This is a genomic window from Pseudomonas sp. F220 (assembly GCF_057813935.1).
The window spans coordinates 19,339-38,934 of sequence record NZ_JBVASJ010000046.1; the positions used below are offsets into that span (position 1 = coordinate 19,339).

The 19,596-nt window shown below is 58.8% G+C and carries 16 protein-coding genes and 1 pseudogene; 8 read left to right on the forward strand and 9 right to left on the reverse strand.

The features are described from left to right. Positions 1 to 6 precede the first annotated feature (6 nt). The 3 genes and pseudogenes from ACZYSM_RS26085 to ACZYSM_RS26095 form a co-directional block, all read right to left on the reverse strand. Positions 7 to 438, reverse strand: a complete 432-nt coding sequence (locus ACZYSM_RS26085) for a methyl-accepting chemotaxis protein (protein WP_489076080.1) — start codon at positions 436 to 438, stop codon at positions 7 to 9. Between the two features lie 156 nt (positions 439 to 594). Then, positions 595 to 1,323: pseudogene (locus ACZYSM_RS26090) on the reverse strand (PAS domain-containing protein); the annotation flags it as partial. Positions 1,324 to 1,488: 165 nt separating this feature from the next. Beyond that, entirely contained in the window at positions 1,489 to 2,802 is a 1,314-nt protein-coding gene (locus tag ACZYSM_RS26095; RefSeq protein ID WP_489076046.1) for an MFS transporter, read from the reverse strand. Between the two features lie 203 nt (positions 2,803 to 3,005). Here ACZYSM_RS26095 and ACZYSM_RS26100 point away from each other — a divergent pair, with 203 nt between their 5' ends. The 4 genes from ACZYSM_RS26100 to ACZYSM_RS26115 all read left to right on the forward strand — a co-directional run bounded on the left by ACZYSM_RS26100 (position 3,006) and on the right by ACZYSM_RS26115 (position 8,372). Then, a complete protein-coding gene (locus ACZYSM_RS26100) occupies positions 3,006 to 4,424 on the forward strand; it encodes a short-chain fatty acid transporter (protein WP_489076048.1) in 1,419 nt (472 codons plus the stop codon). A gap of 260 nt (positions 4,425 to 4,684) precedes the next feature. Next, positions 4,685 to 6,385 (forward strand): acid phosphatase, encoded by a 1,701-nt coding sequence (locus ACZYSM_RS26105; protein ID WP_489076050.1) that lies wholly within the window; start codon positions 4,685 to 4,687, stop codon positions 6,383 to 6,385. Positions 6,386 to 6,499: 114 nt separating this feature from the next. Further along, positions 6,500 to 7,666 carry a hypothetical protein gene (locus ACZYSM_RS26110; protein ID WP_489076052.1) on the forward strand — a complete coding sequence of 389 codons (1,167 nt, stop codon included), beginning with the start codon at positions 6,500 to 6,502 and terminating at the stop codon, positions 7,664 to 7,666. 181 nt (positions 7,667 to 7,847) lie between these two features. Then, the gene (locus tag ACZYSM_RS26115; protein WP_489076054.1) at positions 7,848 to 8,372 is read left to right on the forward strand and encodes a lysine methyltransferase; all 525 of its coding nucleotides are present in this window, start codon (positions 7,848 to 7,850) and stop codon (positions 8,370 to 8,372) included. A gap of 10 nt (positions 8,373 to 8,382) precedes the next feature. On the opposite strand, the gene can is transcribed toward ACZYSM_RS26115, so the two are convergent. After that, positions 8,383 to 9,027, reverse strand: coding sequence for a carbonate dehydratase (gene can, locus ACZYSM_RS26120; RefSeq protein ID WP_489076056.1), 645 nt, complete (start codon positions 9,025 to 9,027; stop codon positions 8,383 to 8,385). A 152-nt stretch (positions 9,028 to 9,179) separates the two neighbouring features. Here can and ACZYSM_RS26125 point away from each other — a divergent pair, with 152 nt between their 5' ends. Next, positions 9,180 to 9,584, forward strand: coding sequence for a serine kinase/phosphatase (locus ACZYSM_RS26125; RefSeq protein WP_489076058.1), 405 nt, complete (start codon positions 9,180 to 9,182; stop codon positions 9,582 to 9,584). Positions 9,585 to 9,716: 132 nt separating this feature from the next. On the opposite strand, the gene rimI is transcribed toward ACZYSM_RS26125, so the two are convergent. Both rimI and ACZYSM_RS26135 read right to left on the reverse strand, forming a co-directional pair. Next, entirely contained in the window at positions 9,717 to 10,169 is a 453-nt protein-coding gene (gene rimI, locus ACZYSM_RS26130) for a ribosomal protein S18-alanine N-acetyltransferase (RefSeq protein WP_489076060.1), read from the reverse strand. Continuing rightward, on the reverse strand, positions 10,162 to 10,959 hold the full coding sequence (locus ACZYSM_RS26135; protein ID WP_489076062.1) for an energy transducer TonB: 798 nt from the start codon (positions 10,957 to 10,959) through the stop codon (positions 10,162 to 10,164). Before ACZYSM_RS26135 ends, rimI begins: the two co-directional genes overlap by 8 nt. 178 nt (positions 10,960 to 11,137) lie before the next feature. Here ACZYSM_RS26135 and mksB point away from each other — a divergent pair, with 178 nt between their 5' ends. From mksB to mksF, 3 genes are read left to right on the forward strand one after another with little or no spacing between them, the layout of a single operon-like run. Beyond that, on the forward strand, positions 11,138 to 12,415 hold the full coding sequence (mksB, locus tag ACZYSM_RS26140; RefSeq protein WP_489076064.1) for an Mks condensin complex protein MksB: 1,278 nt from the start codon (positions 11,138 to 11,140) through the stop codon (positions 12,413 to 12,415). Next, the gene (gene mksE, locus ACZYSM_RS26145) at positions 12,405 to 13,106 is read left to right on the forward strand and encodes an Mks condensin complex protein MksE (RefSeq protein WP_489076066.1); all 702 of its coding nucleotides are present in this window, start codon (positions 12,405 to 12,407) and stop codon (positions 13,104 to 13,106) included. Before mksB ends, mksE begins: the two co-directional genes overlap by 11 nt. Continuing rightward, complete coding sequence (gene mksF, locus ACZYSM_RS26150) at positions 13,103 to 15,943, forward strand: Mks condensin complex protein MksF (RefSeq protein WP_489076068.1); 2,841 nt, start codon at positions 13,103 to 13,105, stop codon at positions 15,941 to 15,943. Before mksE ends, mksF begins: the two co-directional genes overlap by 4 nt. A gap of 81 nt (positions 15,944 to 16,024) precedes the next feature. Here mksF and ACZYSM_RS26155 read toward each other — a convergent pair whose 3' ends face one another. Genes ACZYSM_RS26155 through ACZYSM_RS26165 form a run of 3 tightly spaced genes read right to left on the reverse strand, consistent with a single transcriptional unit; the run spans position 16,025 to position 19,590 of the window. Further along, positions 16,025 to 18,328 (reverse strand): PqiB family protein, encoded by a 2,304-nt coding sequence (locus tag ACZYSM_RS26155; protein WP_489076070.1) that lies wholly within the window; start codon positions 18,326 to 18,328, stop codon positions 16,025 to 16,027. Next, positions 18,321 to 18,944 carry a paraquat-inducible protein A gene (locus ACZYSM_RS26160; RefSeq protein WP_489076072.1) on the reverse strand — a complete coding sequence of 208 codons (624 nt, stop codon included), beginning with the start codon at positions 18,942 to 18,944 and terminating at the stop codon, positions 18,321 to 18,323. The genes ACZYSM_RS26155 and ACZYSM_RS26160 overlap by 8 nt, the downstream gene beginning before the upstream one ends. Continuing rightward, positions 18,931 to 19,590, reverse strand: coding sequence for a paraquat-inducible protein A (locus ACZYSM_RS26165; protein ID WP_489076082.1), 660 nt, complete (start codon positions 19,588 to 19,590; stop codon positions 18,931 to 18,933). The genes ACZYSM_RS26160 and ACZYSM_RS26165 overlap by 14 nt, the downstream gene beginning before the upstream one ends. Positions 19,591 to 19,596 lie beyond the last annotated feature (6 nt).

Below are 19,596 nucleotides of genomic sequence, written 5' to 3' on the forward strand. Positions count from 1 at the left end.
CAGTATTTACACCGACAACTGATTGGCAAACTGCCCCACAGCGCTGACCACTTTCTGCGCGCCGTCCTGAATCTCGACAATCACCGTGCCCGCTTCGGCGGCCAGTGCCAGGCCTTGTTCGGCCTGGAGTTTGCCGTCGCTCATCAAGGCCACGGCGTCGCGAGCCATGTCCTGGTTCTGACGCACCACCCCGACGATTTCCTCGGTGGCTTTGCTGGTGCGCGAGGCCAATTGCCGAACCTCGTCCGCTACCACCGCAAAACCTCGACCTTGCTCGCCGGCACGGGCCGCCTCGATCGCGGCGTTGAGCGCCAGCAGGTTGGTTTGTTCGGCGATGCCGCTGATGGTTTTGACGATGGTACCGATCACCAGTGATTGCTCGTTCAGCGCTTCGATGCCTTCGCCGGCCTGCTGCATGTGCCTGGCCAGATCGCGCATCACATTCACCGCCTGAGTAACCACAGTGGTACCGCGCTGAGCGCTGCTGTCGGTCTGCAACGAGGTGCTGTAGGCGATATTTGCGGCTTCGGCGACGGCTTGTTCCTGATTCACCTGGTCAGTGATCACCGTGGCAAATTTGACGACTTTGTAGAGTTTGTCGTTGGCGTCGGTCACCGGATTATAAGAGGCCTCCAGCCAAACCACGCGTCCATGGCTGTCGATACGTTTGAAGCGGGCGGCAACAAACTCGCCAGCGTTCAAGCGCTTCCAGAACGTCTGATACACCTCGCTGTTGTATTCCTCCGGCGCGCAGAACGTGCGGTGATGTTTGCCTTTGATCTGCGCCAGGCTGTAACCCATCCCGTTAAGAAACCGGTCATTGGCCGTCAGCACGATGCCGTTCATATCGAACTCAATGACCGCCGTTGAGCGCACCAACGCACCGATCAGATTTTCGTGCTCACGGGAGGCTTCAATGGTGCGGGTCAGGTCGCTGGCGTAAATCGAAAAATTCTTTATCCGCCCGTCCGAGCCTCTGACGGGCTGTACGATCGAGCGCAGCCAGGCTTCCTCGCCGTTGCCTCTGAGCAAGCGAACCGCCCCGGCAAAGTGCTCACCGCGGGTCAGCGCGGCTTTGAAGCGATGGTGAAAATCATCCGACTTCACATGAGCCGGGACAATGTCCTCGATGTGTCGCCCAAGTAAATCATTGCTTTTGTAGAGCATTTCTTCGGTGAAATTCTGATTGGCCGATTGAATCCGTCCATCGGGATCAAGGGTGATGACGAGCATCTCGCTTTCCAGGCTTTCTTTCACTTGCACAAGGCTGGAGATTTCTTCGCGAAGAGCCGACAGCTCCTGCTTCAAGCGTTTGTTAAACATGGGGAATGCACCGATGGGCAAGGTTGAGAGCTGCGTTCAGCCTAACCATCGGCCACAGAAAGCTTTTCTGAAGAGCGAGTCGAGGTTGCTCTGCAAAAATAGTGACCGCTTGCCCTTCCAGGTGCGAAGCGCGTGTGGAAGCGGGCTTGCCCGCGAATGACGTCCCTAAACGCCAGAAACCACCGCGCCACAACCAACGCTCGGAATGCGCGAACCGAAATACATGGCGCTACCGGCGCCGACCGCGCCCATTACCGCGCAGTAGATCACGCACACCCACGGGCTCCAGGGCATCAAACCGATCAACAACAGCGGTGTGATGCTCGCCCACAACGCATAGGCAATGTTGTAGGTGAAGGAAATCCCGGAGACGCGGATCCGCGCCGGGAACAGGCTGACCATCACCGACGGCACCGCGCCGACCACCCCGCAACTCAGACCGGCGACGGCGTACGCGACGCCGATCCAGCTGCCACCGGCGATCAGGCAGCTATAGAGCACACCAATGCCCAGTGGCAGCAGCAGGCTGTAGAGCATGACCGTGCGCCAGGCGCCGATGCGGTCGACGATCAGCCCGGCCAATACGCAGCCGATGTTCAGAAAGACGATGCCCAGGCTGCTCAGGGCAAACGTATGGCTGGCGGTCATACCGAAGGTTTTTTGCATCATGGTCGGCGTGATCACCACAAACACCACCACCGCCGAGGTCAATACGCAGGTCAGGACCATCGCCGGCAGCATGGCCTGACGATGGTCACGCAGCACGGTGCGCAACGGCAGTTCAGCGTCGGCTTCGCGGCGCGCCTGCATCGCCATGAACACGGGCGTCTCGCTCAACCAGCGACGCAGCCAGACACCGATCACGCCGAACACTCCGCCCAACAGAAACGGATAGCGCCAGGCGTAATCGAGGATTTCTGCCGGGGTGTAGACCTGCGCCAGCAACGTGGCGGTCAGCGCGCCGATCAGGTAACCGAAAGTCAGCCCGGCCTGCAGAAAACCCAAGGCATAGCCGCGATGGCCGACCGGCGCATGCTCGGCGACGAACACCCAGGCACTCGGGACTTCACCGCCCACCGCGGCGCCTTGCAGCACCCGCAGCGCCAACAGCAGCAACGGCGCGAAATAGCCGATCTGGGCGTAGGTCGGCATGATCCCGATCAGCAGACACGGCAGCGCCATCAGCAAAATGCTCAGGCTGAAGACCTTCTTGCGCCCCAGTTGATCGGCGAAATGCGCCATCAAAATTCCACCCAACGGCCTCGCCAGGTAGCCGGTGACGAAGATCCCGAAGCTTTGCAGCAAGCGCAGCCATTCGGGCATTTCCGGCGGGAAGAACAGCTGGCTGAGGGTCAGCGCGAAAAATACGAAAATAATGAAATCGTAGATTTCCAACGCACCGCCGAGGGCCGCCAGCCCCAACGTTTTGTAGTCAGACCGGGAGAATGGCGCCGGTCGCGAATCGGTAATGGCAGTCATAAAACAAACTCTGGATAGGCAAAACCACGGCGCTAATGGTCTACGTAAATGCCCAGGGGAACAACCCGTTAGACCATAGTCCCATGTACACCAAACAGCCCCGGCAAAAACAGACGGATTGATTTACTGTTGCCACCTGACCAAAAGAGCCGCTACGGCTCTGCGGACACCCCAATAAACATAAAAAATCTTGAGGAATTTCCGTGGCCGCTGATATCGAAGATAGCCGCTATGCTCGCTTTGCCCTGCATTGCTCAAATTTTGCCGAGCGCTGGTTTCCTGACTCCTGGGTGTTTGCTGCACTGGCGGTAATCATCGTCGCCGTGGCGACCATGGCCGTGGGCGCCAAACCGACCGATGCCGCCATGGCCTTCGGCGACGGGTTCTGGAGCCTGATTCCGTTCACGATGCAAATGGCCTTTGTAGTGATCGGCGGCTACGTGGTCGCCAGTTCGCCGCCAGCGGTAAAGCTGATCGATCGTCTGGCGCGCATCCCGAAAAACGGCCGTTCCGCCGTGGCCTGGGTGGCGCTGATTTCCATGGTCGCGTCACTGTTGAACTGGGGCTTGTCGTTGGTGTTCGGCGGATTACTGGTTCGCGCCCTGGCCCGGCGCACCGATTTGCGCATGGACTACCGCGCGGCCGGTGCCGCAGCCTATCTGGGGCTCGGCGCAGTCTGGGCGCTGGGGCTGTCTTCGTCCGCCGCACAATTGCAGGCCAACCCGGCCAGCCTGCCGCCGTCGATTTTGTCGATCACGGGCATGATTCCGTTCACTCAAACTATTTTCCTCTGGCAGTCCGGCGTGTTGCTGTTGGCCTTGATCGTGGTCTCGCTGATCATCGCCTACGCCACCGCGCCGGGTCCGGCTAGCGCCCGTGATGCCAAGGCCTGCGGGGTCGACCCGAGCTTCAACATCCCTGAACCACAGCCGCGCACACGCCCGGGCGAATGGCTGGAATACAGTCCGGTGCTGACGATATTGCTGGTGCTGTTGGCGGCAGGCTGGCTGTTCCATGAGTTCTCGACCAAACCTGCAATCAGCGCGATCTCCGGCCTGAACACCTACAACTTCCTGTTTCTGATGCTCGGCGCGCTGCTGCACTGGCGTCCGCGCAGCTTCCTCGACGCCGTGGCCCGCGCCGTGCCGACCACCACCGGCGTGCTGATCCAGTTCCCGCTTTACGGTTCTATCGCCGCACTGATGACCGTGGTCAAAGGCACCGACGGCCAGACCCTGGCGCACCACATCTCGACCTTCTTCGTACAGATAGCCTCCCACGACACCTACGCCCTGCTGATGGGCGTGTACTCGGCGGTGCTGGGGTTCTTCATCCCGTCGGGCGGCGGCAAGTGGATCATCGAAGCACCGTACGTGATGCAAGTCGCCAACGACCTGAAGTACCACCTTGGCTGGGCCGTACAGATCTATAACGCTGCCGAAGCGTTGCCAAACCTGATCAATCCGTTCTACATGCTGCCACTGCTGGGCGTGCTGGGACTGAAGGCGCGGGACTTGATCGGATTTTCGTTTGTACAGTTGCTGGTGCATGCGCCGCTGGTACTGTTTCTGCTCTGGGCACTGGGGACGACGCTTGCGTATGTGGCGCCGGTGATGCCTTAACTCCGATCTTCAAAACACCACAGATCCATGTAGGAGCGAGCTTGCTCGCGAAAGCGGTTTGGCATTCAACAACGATGTTGACTGTCAGTCTGCTTTCTCGAGCAAGCCCGCTCCCACATTAGCCCATCGTGTTTTTCAACCAAGTGTTCGGTCCCAATCCGGACTTTCCGTTGCAACACTTCGTGTAACCTCCCCGTCACATCGCGCTGCTAGCGTCCCGCCGAAACACATTGCAACAATTTCGCAAAACAGGAGCAGGAATGAACGACGATAAAGATGGAAGCGAAATCCCCTCCCCCGAAGCCGATCAACCCACCGATACCAGCCGCCGCCGCTTCCTGGGTGGTGTTGCAGTACTGGGTGTCGGCGCCACACTGAGCGCCTGCGGCAGTCAGGGCGATGAGCCCGGCAAACCGGTCGAGCGACCGCTGACGCCCGCCGAGCTGGACAAGGCCCTGCACGATCAGGTGAAAAACGTCGTGGTGATCTACGGCGAAAACCGCAGTTTCAACAACCTGTTTGCGGATTTCCCCGGTATCGAAAACCCGCTGTCCACGCTCAAGCCGGAGCAGTATCTGCAACGGGACCGCGACGGCAGTGTGTTGTCGAGCCTGCCACCGGTTTGGGGCGGCGTGACCCAGGTCGGCCCGCAAACCCTCGATGGTGTGACGTATCCCAGCGGCACGCAATTTCAGGAACATCTGCCCAACGCACCGTTCGCCCTCAAAGGCCCCCAAGGCGAAGACTTGCCGCTGGGCCTGGTGACTCGCGACCTATGGCATGTGTTCTATCAGAACCAGATGCAAATCAACGGCGGCAAAAACGACCACTTTGTGGCGTGGGCAGATTCCGGTGGCCTGACCTTCGGCCATTACGCCCAGACCCGCTACTCATTGCGCTTGTGGGATGTCGCCAGAGAGTTCGTGCTCTGCGATAACTTTTTCCAGGGTGCTTTCGGTGGCTCGTACCTGAACCATCAGTATCTGATCAGTGCCCAGGTACCTTTTTATCCCGACGCCGCCAACTCGGTGGCCAAGGTACAGATCGCGACCCTGCAGAGTGATGACCCGACGGACACGCGCCTCAAGCCGTTGGAACAGTCGCCCGCCAGCGCCATGACCGGGCCACCGCAATTCGGTCCTAGCCTGCTGACGCCCGATGGTTATGCCGTGAACACCATGGCGCCACCCTACTGGCCGACCTGGATCCGCGATCCCGAGCGCCCGGACTACGCAAAAGCCGACTTGCCAAGCGTCTTGGTCCCACAGACCCACGAGCATATCGGCGACAAGCTCTCGAAGAAAAACGTCGACTGGGCCTGGTACGGCGGCGCGTGGCAAGCCACGATCGATGCGTACAAGGATTCAGGTGGCATTCCGAAGATTCCGAACTTCCAGTATCACCACCAGCCGTTCAACTATTTCAAACGCCTGGGTCCGGAAAACCCCGTTGAGCGCAGCAAGCGCCTGCGCGATGGCGGTTTGGGCGATGAGTCGAGCACCAACAAGTTTTTCGCCGATGCCGAAGCCGGCAAACTGCCGGCGGTCACGTTCTACAAACCCCAGGGCAACCTGAACATGCACGCCGGGTATGCCGATGTGGCGTCTGGCGACCGGCATATCGTCCGGGCGCTGAAAGTGCTGCAGCAAAGCCCGCAGTGGAAAAACATGGTGGTGGTGATCACGGTCGACGAAAACGGCGGCTGGTGGGACCACGTTGCCCCGCCCAAAGGCGATCGTTGGGGGCCGGGGACGCGTATACCGGCGCTGGTGATTTCACCTTTCTCCCGCAAGGGCACGGTGGATCACACGGTCTATGACACGGCGTCGATCCTGCGGCTGATTACCCGGGTGTTTCAGCTGGAGACCCTTGAGGGAATCAAACTGAGGGATGACGCGATGATTGCCCGGGGCCAGCAACCCATGGGGGATTTGACTAATGCGTTGCACTTTCCGGGCTGATTGATTACTGCGAGCTCGGGATCTTTTCGTGCTGGGGCTGGACCGCCCGGCACAACAGGTTTCAGTATGTATCCGCCCCCGCCTCCGAGGGCCCACGCTGAAAAGGACCTGAGCATGTTCAAACTCGCAGGACTCACCCTCGCCGCCCTCACCCTGAGTGCCGCCGCCCACGCCGATGTAGATCTGAAGCTGGGCAGCACCGAGCGCGTCACCCGGCTGTTCGCCTATCCCAACAACTGCAACGTGATTTGCTTCCGCAACTGGACGCTGGAGCAGACGGTAGAGCACTACTTGACCCAAAGTGTGCAGCGCGATGGCTACAGTACGGCGAAAGTCAGCGTCAAAGCTGATAACGATCAGCTTTACGCGACGATCAGCGGCGTGCCAAACAACTACGAGAAACCGCTGGCAGCGCTGCTGGATGCTGGAGACCTGGCCTACAAAGGTGCAAGCAAGCTGAACGCCGACGGTAAGTGGGCGTACAGCTGGTATCTGTTTCTGCCGCTGGGGATGGCTCTGGAAAACCGAAAAAGTGTCGAGTTGCTGCACTTCCCGCCGGATTACTCGCTGACCCGAGCTCAGGATTATCTGGAATCGGCCACCACCGACCGCTGGGCCACACTGTTGACCGCCAACGGTATTCCTGTCGACCAGACTCCGGGCTATCAGACCATCATCGACATCGCGCCAATTGCGGCTCCGTCCAGCGCCGGCAAAGATCTGGAAGGCGTCTACGACTACTTCAAGGATTACCAGACCACCATGGTCAAGGAAGTCAGCCAGAATGCCAGCGGCGCAGCCTTGCCGATGGTTGCCTTCGGCGCCCCGGTGCGTAACTGGATCAAGCAGCAATATGGTGCGACCGTGAGCGTGCTGGGCCTGGCACAGATCAGCCCGAGCGAGGGCGTGAAAGTGCCGGTTTTGGGCTCCAATCACCCTAGCTATATCTGGTATGCGGCAGATCCTGCAACTTATGACGGCGATGAAGCCAAGGCCGATGCCGCCGGTTTGAAAGTCATGGGACAGGATTTGAGCGCCGCGTGCTGGCAGGCCGGGATGGGCAGCAAACCAGGAAGCGATCCGGATGCGCAGTTGAAAAACTGTACGCAAACCTGGCAAGTCACCCAAAAAGAGAAAACCTGTGAGCTGTTCTACACCTCGATCCGTAATCTGACACCCGAGCAAGCTCTGGCCAAGTGCTCAACGACGCCGATCAAATCTCAGTTAAACCAGCTCAAAGCACCCGCACCGGCGGCCTCGGTGGCCGCACCTCACCTGTAAAACGTAGAGCCCAAGCCTGCGTCAGCCGTTGCTGACGCACAATGGAGCCAATGTCTACTGTCAGATCTGACAGTAGACCCCCCCGTTCAATTGCGAGACCCTTCAGACGTACTCATTTGCTGCAGGACGGGCAGGAAAGCCAAGGTCCAGCGGTTGCAGCACCGAACCGACAAGGACCGTTATGAAAAGCCAGGCGATGGAAAAGACCCGAAGGCCACCCACTAATTGCCTCTATCCCTTCGACGAGTTATCCACGTCGCAGGGCTATCCCTCAACACAAAGTTTCAAGATCGTCCCCGATAAAGACGGGCAAGGCAGAGCAATCGCTGCATTGCTGGACTTTCAACGCATACGCCGGATAGGCAAGGTATCCGGACAACTGCTGGCCACTCGCAGCTCGCAGACACGCCAGATGCTGCCTGGCATCCATGTCTACGATCCCTACTTCAGCGGGTTGCTGCTGCACTCTTGCGACCCCAATGTCTTTCTCGACATGAGCGAACTGTGGTTATGGTCGCTGAAGGACATCACCAAAGGCTCGTTGCTCTGCATGGACTTCGCCAGCACAGAAGACAAACTGGTCCATCAGTTCGCCTGCCGCTGCGGCTCACCGGAATGTCGCGGCTGGATCACCGGTTACGATGAGCCGCCGAATGCCGAAGGGCAGCTCTTTTTACAGCACTGGCGCAGACACAGCCTTTGTTGAGCTGCGGGCGTTAAATCGCCCCGACCGGACGCAGTCGATACTGCGGTGGCAGTTGTTCAAAGCCGCTGATGGTCGCGTTCAGGCTTTTCCAACGACCGTCCTTGATGCCATAGATGCAACCGTGAATCGACAGGCTCTGCCCACGGTGCCAGGCGTTTTGCACAATGCTGGTGTGGCCGACGTTGGCCACTTGCTGGATCACGTTCAGCTCGCAGAGGCGGTCGACCCGCTCTTCTTCCGTGGCCAACAGCGCCAGCGGCTCACGGTGTTCGTAGTAAAGGTCACGAATCGAACGCAGCCAGCCGTCGATCAAACCCAACTGACGATCCTGCATCGATGCACGCACACCGCCGCAACCGTAGTGACCGGTGACGAGGATATGTTTGACCTTGAGCACATCCACCGCGTACTGGATTACCGACAGGCAATTAAGGTCGGTGTGCAGCACCACGTTGGCCACGTTGCGGTGGACGAACAGGTCGCCAGGTAGCATGCCAACGATCTCGTTGGCCGGCACTCGGGCGTCCGAACAGCCAATCCACAGATATTCAGGGGTTTGCTGGCGAGCCAGTTTGGCGAAGAAGTCAGGATCTTCCTGCTTGATCGCATCGGCCCAGCGCTCATTGTTATCAATCAGATCTTGTAGTTCGTTCATGCTATGAAGCCTCAAGAATGATGCGCTGCTTTGACAGCCGACCGCCGGTCGGGGTCACGCTCAGGGTACAGATAGCCAAGCGGAAAAATACCGAGGAATCTTAAAGGGTAGCGCCTGTCCACCCTATAGGCCCCACATTATGAGGAATTGCCATGACCGAATCACGACGTCCTTACGGCGCGCCTCAACCCGAAGAGATCGATGACGACGAAGATCGCATGGGTTCGATGGAAGAGCTGCATTTCGATGAAGACGAACCTCGCGACCGCATTGCCGAGCTGACGCCTGAAAGCGAGCGCCGGCAGGAGCGTCCGCCCAAGCGCGGCCATGAAGCCGGCATGACCGGCGCGACGACGCTGGATCATGAATCAACCGATGACGACCTCAACGCCGAAACCATGATTCTTGAGGACGGCGCCCGCGACGGCAATGAAGCCGGTGAAGACGATCCGGCAGACTGGGACCTGAGCATCGTCGATGAAGATGACATCGGCGGCGGCAATGGCCTGGATGAAGCGGAAATGGCGGAACGTGATCCTGTGGATGGCAATCGGTAACCCACCGATGTCACTGCAAACACGCCCAACCGTAGAAGCTGCCGCAGGCTGCGATCTTTTGACGTTATGACGTCTGTCCTGAATCTACAGCGCGGCGCAGACCGCTAAAGATCGCAGCCTGCGGGAGGTGATCTAGTCAACCAGCGTGCAAGCCATCACCACCGCGTCCTCGCGCCCACCCACTGCCGGGTAGTAATCGCGGCGACGGCCGATTTCATTGAAACCGTAGCGCTCATACAGCTTGAAAGCCGCTCGGTTGCTGTCGCGAAGCTCCAGGAAGCACTCACGAGCCTTCGCTTCATAAGCGCGTGACATCAAATGTTCCAGTAGCAGCAATCCGAGGCCACGCCCCTGACTCTCAGGTTTGACCGTAATGTTCAGCAGATGCGCTTCATCAAGGATTATCTGAACGACGCCGTGCCCCACCTGTTGCTCACCTTCGAACATCAGCCAGATTTGGTACTTGCCCAACCCATCAAGAAAAATCCCTCGGGTCCAGGGGTGACTGAACGCCGCGTATTCAATTTTCAGTACAGCGTCGAGATCCGCCTCGGTCATAGGACGGAACGTTACAGCATCACTCATCATTACTTTTCCAGCGCGCCATCAGCCGACGCATGGCTTGCCAGACATCAGCCTTACGCTGTGGCTCTTCCATTAATAATTCCAGGCCAGGCAGCGCCCAGACCGAGCCCAGACCTTCGACCTGAAGTTCTCGGTTGTAAAATTCTGCGTTCGCTTCACCGGCAAACCGCACTGCTGGCAGGCCAATCAGCCACAGACAGACACAGGGCGCGTCCTCCAGGCGTGCCGAAACAAAGCCCTGCACGAAGTCGCGGGCAGCTTCAGGGCCTTGATCCATAGTGCCGCGCACCAGCAATGGCCAGCGCACCGGCTCGCCAACGATTTGCGGGCTGTCCGGCAGACCGGCGGCGCGCAGCATGTCTTTGAGCAACATATAGGCAGGATCGCGAGTCTGAAAAGCTTCGCCTGTGGGTAACTCCACCAGCAGCAGACACCCACCGGCCCGCAGCAATTGCAGGGCAAAACGCGGCGGCGGTACTTGTGGTGCTTTGACCGGAACTGGCGCTGCTTCGACCTCTTGCGGCGGTTTGCTCACCGGACGAGCCGCTGCGGACGTCGGCCTTGGCACTTCGATCTTCGCCCGCTCGGCAGGCTGAGCCACAGGCTCGGCGGCGATTTTCCCACTTGGAGCAGGCGCGACCGGAGCAAGCACAACCGGTTCGACCAGCAACTCAGGCATCACCAGCAGCTCTGGGCGCGACGGCGCGGCAAACGGCAATTCGGTGCGCGGCAGCCAATTGACCACCTGCATGGCGGTCAAATAAGCGCGGCGACGGGACTCGATAAGCAAAGGTCGGCCACTTGTGGATAACTAAAGAGAAGGGATTCTACCGCCCTTCGCCCAAGATCGCCCGCAGTTGATCGATAGAAAACCGACAGTCCGTCTCATCGACAGCCCAGGGGTGAATCGCAACCCGTCTGATGCAGTACAATCGCCGCTTTTAATCGCCAACCAGCCGGTCCTTCCCATGATCGAACCCAAGCGCGTCTTGCGCGCCCTCGCCGAACACTGGGCACTCCTGGAGCCGCTGTGCGAGCACTTCGACCAAGGCACTTTGAGCCTCAACGAACTGCGTTCACAGCTGGCCGCTCAGCAATTGGACAGCACGCCACAGGACATCACCAGCCTGCTGGACGTGTGGATCCGCCTGGATATTCTGGTTCCTGTGGCGAAAAGCCCGAACCGTTTCGAGCTGAACGCGCAGATTCATGACTTCCTCGCCTACCTGCGACGCGAGCACCGTCTAGGCCTGTGTCTGGAAATCGAAGCCTATCTGCGCCATCTGGAGCGGCTGGCCGGTTATATCCAGGACGCCTTCGACATCCGCGACGGCAGTGACCTGGCACGCCAGTTGCGCCTGCTGGACATGCGCGTACGGGATGTTCTGAAGAAACTCGCCAACGACGAACAGGCCCTGGTGGCCGTGGCCGAGCGGGCCAAGACCAGCGACCGGCAGATCCCGTTGCGCCAGCGCTACGCCGAAGTTCTGGCGACCTGGGACGAATACGTCGAGCCGATGATCCAGTTGGTCAACGCTGACGGCGCTTTCGAGCAAGGCGTGCGCAAAGTCGAGAACGTGCTGCTGCGCATGCTCAGCGAACAGCAGCGCCTCGGCCACTTGGTCGATGACGATATGCTGCTGCGCACCCACGCACGCATCCTTGAAATGCAGACCAGCGCCCAGCTGACCCTGCGTCACGCCCGGGAACTGCTGCTGCCGCTGCGCGAAGAAGCCCGCCGGCACAACGCCGTGACCCGTGGCGCGGCGCTCGCGCTGTCGGCCATTCGTCGCAAAGGTATCGATGCGGTGCCGCAAGCGGCGATGCCGATGTTCACCCGGCCGCAAAGCACCTTCCTCGGCAGCGCCAGCCAAGTCGAGGCTTACGTTTACGCGTTGGCCCGTTTCGAACCGAAACCGGCGCGTTTCCCCAAAGCCCACAAGACCCAAAAAGGCGAGCCCCCACGTGCGCCGCGCACCGTTCGCGAAATGCTCGAGCGCTGCGAAGACGCCCTGCCGATGCCAGACCTGATGACCTGGCTGCTGGAGCAGGAACCCGACGGCGCCACCGACGAATTGCTGTACTGGTTCTCGCGCCTCTCGCGCGAGAAACGCTTCAAACGCGAGCGTCTCGAACGCCGCGACTACCACACTCACGAGCACCAGGTCAGCCTGCGCTCCTTCGCCCTGCTCTCGGCCCGCGATGACGCGCCTGAGAATTCTGCGAGCACTCCTCATGCATCTTGATCTTTCCGAACTGTCCCAGCTCGCGCCGATCTTTCGCGAACTGTTCAAGGGTTATCACGTCAGCCGCCGTGACCCGGAGCTTTACGCTCAACTGTCGAACTTCCAGGATCAATACCGCACGCTGTTCAAGGCGCTGGGCTTCGAGTTGGTCTGCGACACCCGTGGTTTCTACTACTTCGTTCCGGACCTGGCTGCCGCGGCAGTGAACAAGACCGCACAACGTCTGGCGCTGTTCACTTTCATCATCGTCGAGCATCTGGCCGATCAGGGCCGCGACCCGGTTGCGGTCCTTGATGGCGGCAGCCTTGGCCGCGATGAACTGCCATCACTGCTGGAAAAATACCGCGACCTGTTCATTCAGGCCGAAGTGCAGACCCAGGAAGAGTTGGAAGAAAAAATCATGCGCCGCATGACCCAGCTCGGCTTTGCCAGCGAAGAAAACGGTATCTACCGGTTCCTGCCGCCGATGCACCGCTTCCTTGACGTCTGCCTCTCGGTCCAACAAGACCGCGATCTGGCTGCCAGCCTGCACAGCGTGTTGCCGTTGCCGGCGCCGATACTGATCGATGACGACAGCGACGAAACGCTTCTGGAAACCGATGACCCGTTGGACCTCAGTGACTTTGCAGAAGAGAGCGAAGAAGACGCACTGGCTCGCGCCATTGCCGATGAACAGGAGATCGACGCATGAGCCAGGAACGCTACGGCATTCGCCGCTTTGCCCTGCTGAACACCGCCGGTTACAGCCTCGGCCTGTTCCCGCTGGAACACCCGCTGTCGGTGTACGGCGCGAACAACCTCGGTAAATCCGCCTCGATCAACGCGCTGCAGTTCCCGATTCTGGCGCGCATGTCCGACATGAGCTTCGGCAAGTACAGCCTGGAGCAATCGCGGCGCTTCTACTTTGCCTCCGACACCAGCTACATCCTGGTTGAAGTCTCTCTGCCCCACGGCCCGCACGTGATCGGTGTGGTCGGGCGCGGCCCGGGCGGCGGCTTCGGTCACCAGTTCTTTGCCTATGCCGGCAAACTGGACCTGGCGCACTACCAAAAAGACGACACCTGCCTGCGGCAGAAAGAGTTGTTCACCAATCTCGAGCGCCAGGGTCTGAAAGCCTACGAGCTCAAGCCCGAAGAGCTGCGACGCTTGTTGGTAGGCGGTCACACGTCTATTCCGCTGGACCTGACGCTGATCCCGCTGCGCTCCACCAGTGAACAGAGCCTCAAGACCTTCCGCGCGCTGTTCATCAACCTGTTGCACATGCGCGAAATCACCGCGGCCAAGCTCAAGCAACTGTTCCTCGATGCCTTCGAGCACAGCCTGCGTTCCGGCAGTGTCGACTACATCGCCGCTTGCGAAGAAGCCTTCCGTGATGTACGCCGGATGGAGCAGGACTACAACTCGCTGGTCACCGTAGGTCCCCTGGTAGAAGCCTTGGCCGCCGGGGTCACGCAGCGCAACATCCTGCGCGGCAAGTTGCATCGCCTGTCGCCGCTGCTCGACTCGTTACTCGGTACCTGGTCGGATTACGCCAGTGCGCGCAAGGAAGAGTTACTGATTCAATCCGAGCACTACCGCAATGAGCAGGACGCTCTGCAAAACGACCAGCGCGGCGGCACTCAGGAACTGATGCGTCTGGAGCGGGAAATCAGCGGCATCCAGCGCTGGCTCGGCGAACTGTCAGTGCTCAAGCATCGCTTCGCCCTGGTTGACGACGTGAAAGTCCTGGAGCAACAACTGCTGGCAGCCAAAGACGCTCACGATGAGCTGGCCGGCGCACTCGCACAGTCTCGACAGTTCAGCGCCGAGGATCTGGAAGAGCGTCTGCGGGATCTGGAAAAACGCCTGAAGTCGGTCAAGCAGCAACTCGATCACGCCGACAACAATAGCTACGCCCGTCTGCGCGAAGAATTTTCGCAACAGGACGTTGAACGCCTGATGCGCTTGTTCAACAGCGCACTGTTCAGCTTGCCGCTGGGCGAGCATGGCATTGCGCTGGACGAGAATGGCGAGTGGGTTAAATCCATGGAGCTGATTCTGGATGGTTTCAAGGGCGAGCGCTTCGAAGTGCCGGGCCTGTCCATTGATCTGTCGCACATCGAGCCGCCAGCGCTGCAAGCCTTGGCCGACCGCGCCGCGTTGCGCGATCAGAAAGAGCGTCTGGACAAAGAACTCAAGCAACTGAAAACCCAGCAGGCCGTCGCGGCGGACCGTGCGGCCAGCAAGACTCAGACCGAAGCGCTGTATCAGCAAGTGCTGGATGCGCAGAAAGCTCTGGAAGATTTCCGTCGCTCACAGACCCTGAGCGCCGAGGAAGGCGAGAAGCTGGAAAACCTGGCGCAAATGGAAGCCGCTCAGGATGAACTGAAACGCTCCAGCGACGCCTTCACCGAACGCGTCCAACAGCTGTCGGCCAAACTGCAATTGGTCGGACGGCAGATCGGTGACATGGAAGCCAAACAGCGCACGCTCGACGATGCCCTGCGTCGCCGTCAGCTGTTACCGGCAGACCTGCCGTTCGGTACGCCGTTCATGGACCCGGTCGACGATTCCATGGACAACCTGCTGCCGCTGCTCAATGACTATCAGGACAGCTGGCAAGGCCTGCTGCGCAGCGATGGACAGATCGACGCGCTGTACGCTCAAATTCGCCTCAAGGGCGTGGCCAAGTTCGACAGCGAAGACGATATGGAGCGTCGCCTGCAGCTGCTGATCAACGCGTATGCGCACCGTACCGACGAAGCCCTGACCTTGGGCAAGGCGCGCCGTGCGGCGGTCACCGACATCGCCCGAACCCTGCGCAACATCCGCAGCGACTACGACAGCCTCGAACACCAGCTGGCCTTGTTCAACCGAGAGATCAACAAGCGTCAGGTGTCCAACCTGCAAAGCTTCCGCATCGTCCTGGCGCCAAACAAGGAAGCCCTCAAGCATATTGACCAGATCATTCACAGCGCCGGTCAGTATGAAGAAGGCGAAACCCTCTCGGTATTCGACTTGAGCCAAAGCGCCGATCAGGACAACAAGAACGAAGAAGCCAAGGAATATTTGGCGCGTCTGGTAGCGGCGAACCATAACCAGCTGGGCCTCAAGGACCTGTTCGAACTGGCGTTCGAGATCACCAAGGTCAACGGCCAGCCGGTCATCCACACCGACATCGACGGCGCGGCGTCCAATGGCACGACCATGACCATCAAGGCGCTGACCAACATGTACTTGTTGCTGCACTTGATGGATCGCGATCAGGCCGGGCGCGTGCGCCTGCCGTACTACCTCGACGAAGCGGCAGACATCGACGAGAAGAACCAGGCAGCGTTGTTGGAAACCAGCCTGCAATTGGGTTTCGTGCCGATTCTGGCCAGTGTGAAACCGCAAGTCTCCGCTCATGTCGCCATCGACCTGGAAGGTGGCAGCGGACCGAACGGGATCTACATCGACGAGGCGGACTGGAAGTACATCCGTCGGCATGACGAGGTGAAAACCATCGTCAACGTTGAACCTGCTGAAGCGGAACTGGACGAGGTTTAACTCGACCTGAGCTGATACCGCAGGAACGAAAAAGGCCGCGATCAAATGATCGCGGCCTTTTTTGTGTTTTCTATTCGGGGCTTATTTACCGAGGGAGATTTTCGGTGCCCAGACCAGCCATTCATCTTCGAATTTGTCGAACAGCGGGAAGGTTTGCTCCGCTCGTGCCGGATTGCCCATGCGCTCGCCATCTGGCGTGGCAAAGGCAATTCCACCCTGGATCAACGTCTCCAGGGATTCGGTACGCACTGTCGCACCTTTGAACAAGCCGAAGTCCACACCGAAACCGCTGCTGTTCCAGAATCGGCTGCCGCTGCGCACCAATGGCGCGTATTTCGGCTCGATCAGGATACGAATCAGCACCCGGTCCGCAGTCTGGCCCAGTTCATAGCCAGTAACCTTACCCACGGTGACCTCTCGGTAAGTCACCGGCACCCCGATCTTCAGCGAACCACGGCGAGCGGCGCTCAGCACCAGACTCAGACCCGCCTCGGACACTGCCGATTCCGGTGGCTGGGCCAACGCTACAAAGTTTTTTTGCGGGCCAAGATTTTTCGCGGCCGGCTGAACTTCCAGGTATTGCCCGGTGACCAGTGTTTCAAGATTGGAGGTCTTGATCAGACCCAGCTCCGGCTTCACCACCCAGAACTGACTACCCACACGGGCAATGCGCTCTGGCACCTCGGTGATACGTGCTGTCAGCACTACCGATTGCAGGTCTTCGCTGAGGTCAACGCCCTCAACCTTGCCGACATCCAGCCCCTTGAAGCGAATCGGCGTACCGCTGCGCAAGCCGTCGGCCCGGTCGACCTTGATCGTCACAACCGTGCCCTTCTGCATCGCCTCTTCATGGTTCGCGTACAGACGGAAGCGTGGAATACGTTTGCTCAACGGCACTTTCGCCTCTGGGGTTTCGAAGGCAATACCGCCGGCCATCAGACTTTGCAGCGATTCGCTTTTGACCTGAATACCGCCCGTCAAACCACCCGACAGGGTGATGCCGCTGGCATTCCAGAATCGAGTCGAACCGTTGACCAGTCCTTCGTATTCTTTCTCGATATGGACGCCGATGACCAATTGCTTGCGAGTGCGCGAGAACTGATAACTCTGCACAGAACCGACTTTGACCTGCTTGTAGAGAATCGGACTACCGACCTCCAGCGAACCCAGATTGTCGGTGAACAGCACCATGTGTAGGCCAGGGGAGCGTAAATCCAGCGGAGGAGCCTTGGCACGCGCTTCGAACTCACGTTGCGGTGCGCCACCCTTATCACCCGGTCGGATCGCAATGTAGTTACCTTTGACCAAAGCTTCCAGCCCGGTGATACCGGCTAGCGAAATTGACGGTTTAACCACCCAGAACTGGGTGCCGGCCACCAGATAATCTTCGGCCAGCGGATCGAGGGTCAATTCCGCGCTCGCACTAGACAGATCGGGATCGACCTTCAAGGCTTTTAAGCTACCGACCTGAATGCCTTTGTACATAACCGGTGTGCGACCAGCCTGCAAACCTTCAAAGTCACTGAGTTTCACCTTGACCCGAATACCGGCCTGAGCAGCCTCGAAGTCTTCATAGAGGCGAAACGGCAGGCTCGGATCAGTGGGAGGGCTGTCTTTGCGATTATCCGGAGTGGCGAACGCGATACCACCCGCCACGATACTGGCCAGAGACTCACTGCGTACTTTTACCCCGGACAAATTGGCATCGATACTGATCCCGCTGGCATTCCAGAAACGCGTGTGTTTGCGTACCAGATTGGCGTAGGTTGGCTCAATAAAGACTTTAATCTCGACGGTGTTCTGGTCTTCAGACAACAGATAGCTTTTAACCTGACCGACCTGAATCTGCTTGTAGAACACCGGACTACCACGATTCAGTGAACCCAGGCGCTCAGCCTTGATGGTCAGGTGCAGGCCAGGCCTGGAATCCGATAGCGGCGGCTCTTTCGCGAGGGCCTTGAACGTTCGGGTCGGCTCACCCTCGCCCGGACTAACGGCAATGTAGTTACCTGAAACCAGCGTTTCAAGCCCGGTGATCCCGGCCAGCGTCACGCTCGGCTTAACCAGCCAGAAGCGAGTGCTGGTCCTCAGGTATTGCTCGACATCCTTGTTCATCTCGACGGTGGCGACCACCCCTTTGGTACTACCCTCGTCATCGAGGGCCAAGGCTTTGACCTTACCGACCGACATGCCTTTGTAGACCACCTCAGTCTTGTTTGCCTGAATGCCTTCGCCGCTTTCAAAGCGGACCTGGATTTCTATGCCGGTCTCATTGTAGGCACGCCAGCCCAGCCAAGCGCCGATAACCAAGGCAATCAGGGGTAGAACCCAAATGGCCGACCAATTGGAAGCCGGTCGGGTTTTAGCTTTAGGCAAATCAGTCATGGTCGTCGTCCGACTCCGTGTTATCCCAAATCAGTCGGGGATCGAAAGTTACCGCTGCAAGCATTGTCAAAATCACCACACTGGAAAAAGCGACCGCACCGAGATTAGCCTCGATGCTGGCAAGCCGACCAAAATTCACCACCGCCACCAGAATGGCAATCACGAAGATATCCAACATCGACCATCGACCAATGAACTCAATAAACCGATACATGATGATGCGCTGGCGGGCCGAGAGCGGCTGCTGGCGTTGCACTGAAAACAACAGCAAACCGATGCCTACCAACTTGAAAGTTGGGACCAGGATGCTGGCGATAAATACCACGGCAGCGATTGGAAACATCCCATGCTGAACCAGTTGGATCACGCCCGACATGATGGTGCTGGGATCGCCGCGGCCTAATGAGCTGACCGTCATGATCGGCAACACGTTCGCCGGTATATAGAGAATTGCGGCAGTAATCAGCAACGCCCACGTGCGCATCAAGCTATTCGGGCGACGCGCATGAACCAGCGCGCCGCAGCGAGTACAGACCTGCTCATCGCTGTCCGGCTCCTGCCTGTTCAACTCATGGCATTCAGCACAAATCAAAATGCCTGCATCAATCGCCCGCATAAGCATCTTCTCCTGACAATGCTTGCCAGATTTGATGAGGCGACATCACCACCTCCAGCCAGACCTGAACCAATAGCAAACTGATAAAACACACCAAGCCGAGGCCGACAGCGATCGCTGCCATGTCTGCCAACTTTACGATGGCCACTAACACGCCCATCAGGTAGACCTCAAGCATCCCCCAATCGCGCAAATGGTGATAAATGCGATAAAGCAACAAGCCGTAACTGCGCCCAATATTCCAGCGAATACTCAGCAGCACGACTAACTGACAGATCAGCTTGAGCAACGGAATCCCCATACTGCAAAGAAACACCACAACTGCCACACCTTGCATGCCGGTATTGAACAAACCGACAACGCCGGTCCAGACGGTGTCTTTTGACGACTGCCCCAGGAGATTGAGCTGCATGATGGGTAAAAAATTCGCCGGAACATATAACAGCAGTGCGGCGATGACCAAGGCCAGGCTGCGCTCCACGACATTGTGTCGATGGGCGTACAACTCATAACCACAGCGCGGACATTGGGCTTTCTCGCCATGAGCGAGCTGTGGTTTGCGCATCAGCAAATCACACTCATGGCACGCCACCAAGTCGTCCAGCGGTAAATCTGACACCCCAGAGGCGTCAACCGGATCTGACATAAAAGG

Bases quoted from the DNA above. Each gene is read 5' to 3' on its own strand.
- ACZYSM_RS26085 (WP_489076080.1), bottom strand. From the start codon at position 438: ATGCGCGATCTGGCCAGGCACATGCAGCAGGCCGGCGAAGGCATCGAA.
- ACZYSM_RS26095 (WP_489076046.1), bottom strand. From the start codon at position 2,802: ATGACTGCCATTACCGATTCGCGACCGGCGCCATTCTCCCGGTCTGAC.
- ACZYSM_RS26105 (WP_489076050.1), top strand. From the start codon at position 4,685: ATGAACGACGATAAAGATGGAAGCGAAATCCCCTCCCCCGAAGCCGAT.
- ACZYSM_RS26110 (WP_489076052.1), top strand. From the start codon at position 6,500: ATGTTCAAACTCGCAGGACTCACCCTCGCCGCCCTCACCCTGAGTGCC.
- ACZYSM_RS26115 (WP_489076054.1), top strand. From the start codon at position 7,848: ATGAAAAGCCAGGCGATGGAAAAGACCCGAAGGCCACCCACTAATTGC.
- can (WP_489076056.1), bottom strand. From the start codon at position 9,027: ATGAACGAACTACAAGATCTGATTGATAACAATGAGCGCTGGGCCGAT.
- ACZYSM_RS26125 (WP_489076058.1), top strand. From the start codon at position 9,180: ATGACCGAATCACGACGTCCTTACGGCGCGCCTCAACCCGAAGAGATC.
- rimI (WP_489076060.1), bottom strand. From the start codon at position 10,169: ATGAGTGATGCTGTAACGTTCCGTCCTATGACCGAGGCGGATCTCGAC.
- mksB (WP_489076064.1), top strand. From the start codon at position 11,138: ATGATCGAACCCAAGCGCGTCTTGCGCGCCCTCGCCGAACACTGGGCA.
- mksE (WP_489076066.1), top strand. From the start codon at position 12,405: ATGCATCTTGATCTTTCCGAACTGTCCCAGCTCGCGCCGATCTTTCGC.
- mksF (WP_489076068.1), top strand. From the start codon at position 13,103: ATGAGCCAGGAACGCTACGGCATTCGCCGCTTTGCCCTGCTGAACACC.
- ACZYSM_RS26155 (WP_489076070.1), bottom strand. From the start codon at position 18,328: ATGACTGATTTGCCTAAAGCTAAAACCCGACCGGCTTCCAATTGGTCG.
- ACZYSM_RS26160 (WP_489076072.1), bottom strand. From the start codon at position 18,944: ATGCGGGCGATTGATGCAGGCATTTTGATTTGTGCTGAATGCCATGAG.
- ACZYSM_RS26165 (WP_489076082.1), bottom strand. From the start codon at position 19,590: ATGTCAGATCCGGTTGACGCCTCTGGGGTGTCAGATTTACCGCTGGAC.